The sequence below is a fragment of the Nocardia sp. NPDC058497 genome, from assembly GCF_042720195.1.
GTDB lineage: Bacteria > Actinomycetota > Actinomycetes > Mycobacteriales > Mycobacteriaceae > Nocardia.
In genome coordinates, this window is sequence record NZ_JBHXMY010000038.1 from 1 (window position 1) to 5827 (window position 5827).

Annotated in this window: 7 protein-coding genes, 1 other RNA gene and 1 pseudogene; 3 read left to right on the forward strand and 6 right to left on the reverse strand. The window is 66.0% G+C overall.

The window, feature by feature from the left end; all coding sequences use genetic code 11:
- The 3 genes and pseudogenes from ACFWPJ_RS04815 to ACFWPJ_RS04825 all read right to left on the reverse strand — a co-directional run.
- A pseudogene (locus ACFWPJ_RS04815) lies at positions 1 to 1207 on the reverse strand (hypothetical protein); the annotation flags it as partial.
- Positions 1208 to 1404: 197 nt separating this feature from the next.
- A complete protein-coding gene (locus tag ACFWPJ_RS04820; RefSeq protein WP_378847230.1) occupies positions 1405 to 1710 on the reverse strand; it encodes a WXG100 family type VII secretion target in 306 nt (101 codons plus the stop codon).
- 2 nt (positions 1711 to 1712) lie between these two features.
- Complete coding sequence (locus tag ACFWPJ_RS04825; RefSeq protein WP_378847232.1) at positions 1713 to 2012, reverse strand: WXG100 family type VII secretion target; 300 nt, start codon at positions 2010 to 2012, stop codon at positions 1713 to 1715.
- 140 nt (positions 2013 to 2152) lie between these two features.
- Here ACFWPJ_RS04825 and ACFWPJ_RS04830 point away from each other — a divergent pair, with 140 nt between their 5' ends.
- Positions 2153 to 2287: a hypothetical protein gene (locus ACFWPJ_RS04830; protein WP_378847234.1), complete on the forward strand. Its 135-nt coding sequence runs from the start codon at positions 2153 to 2155 to the stop codon at positions 2285 to 2287.
- A gap of 104 nt (positions 2288 to 2391) precedes the next feature.
- On the opposite strand, the gene ACFWPJ_RS04835 is transcribed toward ACFWPJ_RS04830, so the two are convergent.
- Entirely contained in the window at positions 2392 to 3831 is a 1440-nt protein-coding gene (locus ACFWPJ_RS04835) for an RNB domain-containing ribonuclease (RefSeq protein WP_378847236.1), read from the reverse strand.
- A 20-nt stretch (positions 3832 to 3851) separates the two neighbouring features.
- A complete protein-coding gene (locus tag ACFWPJ_RS04840; protein WP_378847239.1) occupies positions 3852 to 4184 on the reverse strand; it encodes a hypothetical protein in 333 nt (110 codons plus the stop codon).
- A 193-nt stretch (positions 4185 to 4377) separates the two neighbouring features.
- On the opposite strand from ACFWPJ_RS04840, the gene ACFWPJ_RS04845 reads away from it, so the two are divergent.
- Positions 4378 to 4743 (forward strand): hypothetical protein, encoded by a 366-nt coding sequence (locus tag ACFWPJ_RS04845; RefSeq protein WP_378847241.1) that lies wholly within the window; start codon positions 4378 to 4380, stop codon positions 4741 to 4743.
- Between the two features lie 68 nt (positions 4744 to 4811).
- On the opposite strand, the gene rnpB is transcribed toward ACFWPJ_RS04845, so the two are convergent.
- An RNA gene (gene rnpB / locus ACFWPJ_RS04850) (RNase P RNA component class A) lies at positions 4812 to 5216 on the reverse strand.
- A gap of 36 nt (positions 5217 to 5252) precedes the next feature.
- On the opposite strand from rnpB, the gene ACFWPJ_RS04855 reads away from it, so the two are divergent.
- Positions 5253 to 5827, forward strand: a 575-nt coding sequence (locus tag ACFWPJ_RS04855; RefSeq protein ID WP_378847243.1) for an alpha/beta hydrolase, incomplete at its 3' end; no start/stop codon positions are given.

Sequence of the window (5827 nt, forward strand, 5' to 3'; positions counted from 1 at the left end):
GCCTATCAGTTGCGGTACCGCGACCGTCACTCAATCGCATCCAGGCTTCCGCCATATCGGGATCAGCGTCAAATCGTGCCGTACGAACTTCTCCGGTGTACACATCGACCATCTTATGCTCCGAAAGGAAAACATGTTGTTTGATCTTCTCGATGTCAGACACACTGAGACCAGTATTTTCGGCGATACTTGCTACGTCAAGCGTATCGCCGCGAATGAAATCGTATGCCTTATCCGCCCATGTCGACCACCTTTCGATCAAACTCTTCGGACTGGGCCCGATCCGGCCACCGGTCATCAGCGCTCGCGAATAGTTACCACGAACTCTGAACAGATTGGCAATACGCTGGAGTCTAGTCCGTTGAGATTCCAGCTCCCCGGCGTTGTCGACTACTTTTGCGACGAAACGCACAGCGGCCTTTATGTCCAACACGCGATCGACATATGTCTTCATCTTGGCAGCGAGTTTCCCCGCTTTGGCTGCGGCTACTGCAGCAGTACCCATCCCTGCAGTGAGAGCGCCTGCGACCACGGAGAAGAATACTGTAGTGGCAACTTCTCCGGCAAGATCCCATGCGAGGTCTTGCAGCAACTGCTTCATCTTGTCACGGAATGCCGTGATGGCACCCTGGTGATTTCGGCACGACTGGGCCAAGTCGTCATACAACGCCAGCACCGCGATTGCGCTGGCTTTCAGATCGCGAATATCATCGTCGACATGTTTGAGTTCCGGAGCGGTCTCACCATCAAATGAGCGAGCGAGGTCTTCCAGCAGAGTCGGCAGATTTCCCACACCGGATTCGGAGGCAAATTTTGCCCACGTGTCGGCGGCAATCTGGAGCTTGTCAGGTTCGCCGTCGGGCATTTCAACCCCGAACTTCGCCAGAGCTTGAACAGCGAAGCCGACGTCGTCGAAAATACCACTACCGGGACCGCAAGCAGCAGGCGGTGGTACTCGACACGCCGACCATGCCGGGAGAAAGGGAGCTGTCTCGACAGGCGCCGCTCGTCGGCTTCCAGCTTCGTAGTCGGCCAGTGCCCAGTTGTAGCCGAGTTGTTGTAGTATGTCCGCATAGTTACCCATGGCGTTAATAAGCGCCTCGGTCATGGATATCGCGTCAGCGACCGCAGTATCGTAATTGTTGGCCCACGCTTTGGACTCGCCGCAATTACCACCCATTGATCCGGAACCAGACAGGGCATCCATCTGGGAATTAAAGATATTGCGGTACTGGCAGGCATGTGAATATAGCGTAGCTCCTGCCAGCGAGTATACAACCGGATCCACAGCTAGGTAAGTCACTTAGTTCCCTCAAATACATGCTGCCATAGCGGCGGTGGAACAATCGCTGGGTGACTGCTCATCCAGACAAATGACGTCAGCAATATCGGCAGTTCATTCGCTTACGATCTACCCAACATTGCCAGGTTTGCGGCGAGTGCAGCGGTGTAGCGATCGTGGGCATCCTGTGCTGCTTGCCGCATCGTATCGATACCGTCAGCGACATCGGTCGCCCCGGCGTGCCAGCCACGGAATGCCTCAGCCTGGGCGTCAGCGGCTGCACCGGACCAGTTCTGCTGGACGGCGCCGATGCGCTGCTGAAGCCCGTCGAGGCTGTCGGCGAGGAAACCTACAAAGCCCGTTACGCGGCTGACGATCTGCTCGAGTTCGACGAGGTCGACGCGGAAGGGTTGGGCGTTGTCGACCATCCCTATCCCTCGAGGTTGAGCGAAACGGCCAGCGCGCTGGTTTCAGTGGCCAGCAACTGATCCTGGTCGTCGAGAGTCTTGCTGGTGACACCGAGGAGTTCGGCCATACCGGCCAGGGCGTCGAGGATGGTGTCCGCACCTTGCTTCGTCTCGGTCCAGCCGGAGGAAAACGAATCGGCCGACGTGCCGCGCCAGTTGTCGAGCAGGGTGACGATGTCGGAATCGAGGGATCTCAGTCCGTTGATCAGGGATTCGGCAATCTGCTGCACAAATGCTCCGGCGTCGGTAACCTCGTCGGGCACCAGCGCAAAATCGTTTCCCGATCCACCCGTATCAGCAGTCATACTCCCCCTCCAGGTGATTACGAGGGAACTTACCGTGACGCGGCCAGCAAGGGCAACACGGCGCCTATCCGACACGATAGCCCGAGGGCGCCAAGCGCTTGCGCTATGCGGCGAGCACCGCCGTGGGCAACTACGCCACCCCTACAACCTCCGCCGACACCGAGGAAGCCGCGGCAGGCGGGGCCATCGCCCACTACCCCGGCGCCGCCGCGTTCATCTCCACCGCGGACTGACCGTCTCCCCCGACGACTCCACCGGCGAGCCGGGTCGCCACCGTCCTCAGCCCAGGGACACCGCGCACCGGCGACTTGCGCCGAGGAGTAGGCACCCGCCGTACTCAGCTCGCGGGGCGGCCGTCGTAGTCGAAGCCGATCGTCCGGGTCGCTACGTCGGCGACCGCCAGACGCACGGCGACGTGCTTGCCTTCGGGCGGTTTTCCCTCGCAGCGGCCGAGGATAGGCGGGTCTTCGACGAAGATCTCGGCTGGCCGGCTGCCGTTGGCCTCGCGCAGGACCAGGGCCGAGAACTCGGTGCCGACCCGGGGTGCCAGGACGGTCGCCTCGGTCAGGTCCACGCAGGCGCGGTCTACCTTGTTGGCCACGGCATCGGTGCGGCGCAGGGTTTCGGCCGCGGGGCCGAGTCCGTCGACCACCCACTGCGGCACTTCGGCACCGGCGCAGTGGGCCAGGCAGATCTCGGTGGTGAACCGGTCGGCGAGGCGACGCAGCGGGGCCGTCACGTGGGCATAGGGCGCGCCGATGGCGCTGTGGGTCAGCTGGTCCTCGGTCGGCTGGTCGAGGTCGCCGAGCAGTGTGTAGCTGGCGCCGCGCAGCAGGCTCGTGGCCTCCGACATGAGGACCAGCCCGGCGGGGGCGTTCGCGTCGAGGCCTGCCAGCAGCCGGCCGACGGGCATGTCGGCGGGCCAGGAGACGCCGAGGGCCGCCGCGGTGCGCCGCATCGACGCGATCGCGCTCTCGGGTGGCGGCGGCATGGTGCGCAGCAGGCCGATCCGGGTGCCGTTGTGCGCCAGCATGATCCGGGCCGCGCACATGCCGGTGAGCAGCGAGACCTGTTCGTTCCAGTCGTCCGCGGCGGTTCGCGGTTCCAGCTCGAGCCGCCAGTTGTCACCGTGGCGCACCACGTCCTGGGCGGGCAGGCGCAGCGAGATCGCGCCCTGATCGAGGCCGGCCTCGATCCGTAGCCGCCCGAACTCGGGCAGCGCGATCAGGGACGGATGCAGCGTCCCGGCGTCGGCGGCGGCCTGCACCTGCGCGTAGTCGAATCGTTCCCGGGAGCGCACCAGTGCGCGCGTCACCGAGAAGCTCTGCGGGACAGCCTTGTCGTCGAGCTCGATGGTCCAGAGTGCGGCGGGCCGGTCGACGCCGGGGAGCAGACTGGCGGTGCCCTCGGACAGCACCGTGGGGTGCAGGGGGACGTTGCCGTCGGGTAGGTAGAAGGTCTGGCCGCGCGCTTCGGATTCGCGGGCGAGCGCACCGCCCGGCACGATCACGGCGCCGAGATCGGCGATCGCGTAATGCAGGGTGAAGCCGGTGGGGGTGCGTGCGATGCACAGCGCCTGGTCCAGATCCATGGCGCTGGGCGGGTCGATGGTGACGAACTCGATGTCGGTCCGGTCGACCCTGGTACCCGCGAACGCGTCGACCGCGTCGCGGGCCTCCGAGACGGCCTCGGCAGGATAGTCCGAGGCCAGCCCGAATTCGGAACGGATGGCGCCGAAGTCGACCGGCGCCGAGACGATCCGCTGATGGAGTTCCATCCTGGCAGGTTAGCGACTGGCTACTGCAGTGCCAGCATGGTGCCGTTGAGCTGGTCGAACGGGCCGAACACGGTGAAGGTGACCCGGCCGTTGGGAACCGACGACGACACGGCCGCCGCGGCGTCGAGCGCCTGGCCGAACGAGGCCGCCGAGGGGTGCGGCAGACCGGCGACGGTCAGGCCGAACCGGGTCTGGTGGACCCAGGCGGTATCGGCCGGGCTGAGGTCGACCTGGACCCCACCCGACAGCGGGGTCACCGCGACCGCGCTCGCCGATCCGGCACCCAGCGAGGTGAAAACCGCAGCGGCTCCGGCGATCAGTGCACCGGCGACAATGGAACGAACTACCCGCATGTAAATGTGACCTGCTTCCGCGATCGAATGTGATGGGCCCGCGCCCGGTGGCATCGAGCCCTGCCGACGGCGCCCACTCTATGACCTCGCTCACGTTCCCGGCGAGTTCCGGCGCATTTTCGCCGTGACGGCGTCGCCTGCCGTTCACCGCACGGGAGGCGGCGTGTTTTCTGGGGCGCTAGCATCCCGCTGCGTGAGTAGAACTACCGCCGCCATCGCGGCCAGCGCCACCGTCTTCGCCCTGCTTCTGGCGGGTTGCGGCGACGACTCCTCTTCCACCGCCGCCTCCTCCTCGTCCGCCGCCCCGACCGCGCAGGTCGATTCGGGCAAGGCGGGCATGTTCGTGGTGAGCTACCGCAACGCGTTCCCGAAGCTGGCCGAGGGCCGCGACGACGCCGCGGTGAGCGGGGTGCTGACCCAGACCTGCGGTGACATCAAGGCGGGCAAGGCCGAATCCGATGTCGTGGCCGGGATCGTGCAGAGCTCCACGAACGGCGCGACGGCCGCGACCACCGAAGAGGCGCAGGCGATATTCCAGATGGCCAAGCTGATGTGCTGACGGGTGTTTCCCGGCTCGACGCGGCGGCGGTTCCCTCTCGGGACCGCCGCCTCGTCGTTCGGCGGAGGCGGACGAGCCGGCCTGTAAGCCGGATCCTGTCCCCGGTTCGCACCGGGGGGCGACCATCCATCTGGACACACCGTTGCCGGGTGCCTCGAGCGGTCCACCCGCAGGCTCGGGCGAGCAGCCCTCGAACACCTGCGCAGCCGCACCGTGAGGTGCGACCTTCGACCTTGCTCCGGGCGGGGTTTACCGAGCCGCCCCGGTCACCCGGGGCGCTGGTGCGCTCTTACCGCACCGTTTCACCCTTACCGCACGTGCGTGCGGCGGTCTGTTTTCTGTGGCACTATCCCGCGGGTCACCCCGGGTTGCCGTTAGCAACCGCCCTGCTCTGTGGAGTCCGGACTTTCCTCGGCAGCGAGCAGCGGCACCATCGCACCCGTTCTCGTCGCCGCGGTCGCCCGGCCGACTCGTCCGCTCGTACAGAGTACTCGGTACGGTTACGAGCCATGGAACGTGTCGACGTCAGTTTCCCCTCGGGTGACCACCAGTGCGCTGCCTGGCTCTACCTGCCCGACGGTGCGCCCCGGCCGCGCCCGCTGGTGATCATGGGACACGGGCTGGGGGCAACCCGCGAAATGGGGTTGGATCGGTATGCGCGGCGGTTCGTCGCGGCGGGAATGGGGGTGCTGGCGTTCGACTACCGGCATTTCGGCGCCAGCGAGGGTGACCCACGCCAGGTGGTCAATATCGCCCGCCAGCGGCAGGACTGGAAGGCCGCAGTCGCCTACGGGCGCAGTATCCGCGGGTTCGACGCGACCCGGATCGCGTTGTGGGGCACCTCGTTCGGCGGCGGCCACGTGCTGTCCGTCGCGCCCGACGACGACTACCTCGCCGCGGTGGTCGCGCAGGTGCCGTTCACCAGCGGGTGGGCCTCGGCGATGGCGAAGGGACCGACCAGCGTCACCAAGGTCGTCACGATCGCCGCCGTCGACCTGCTGTTCGGCCCGATCCGGCGCAAGCCGGTGCGGATCCGGCTGGCCGGGCGCAAGCGGGCCGCCGCCCTGATGAGCGCGCCCGACGT

Coding starts and splice junctions, on each gene's coding strand:
- ACFWPJ_RS04835 (WP_378847236.1), bottom strand. CDS start 3,831: ATGGAACTCCATCAGCGGATCGTCTCGGCGCCGGTCGACTTCGGCGCC.
- ACFWPJ_RS04820 (WP_378847230.1), bottom strand. CDS start 1,710: ATGGTCGACAACGCCCAACCCTTCCGCGTCGACCTCGTCGAACTCGAG.
- ACFWPJ_RS04840 (WP_378847239.1), bottom strand. CDS start 4,184: ATGCGGGTAGTTCGTTCCATTGTCGCCGGTGCACTGATCGCCGGAGCC.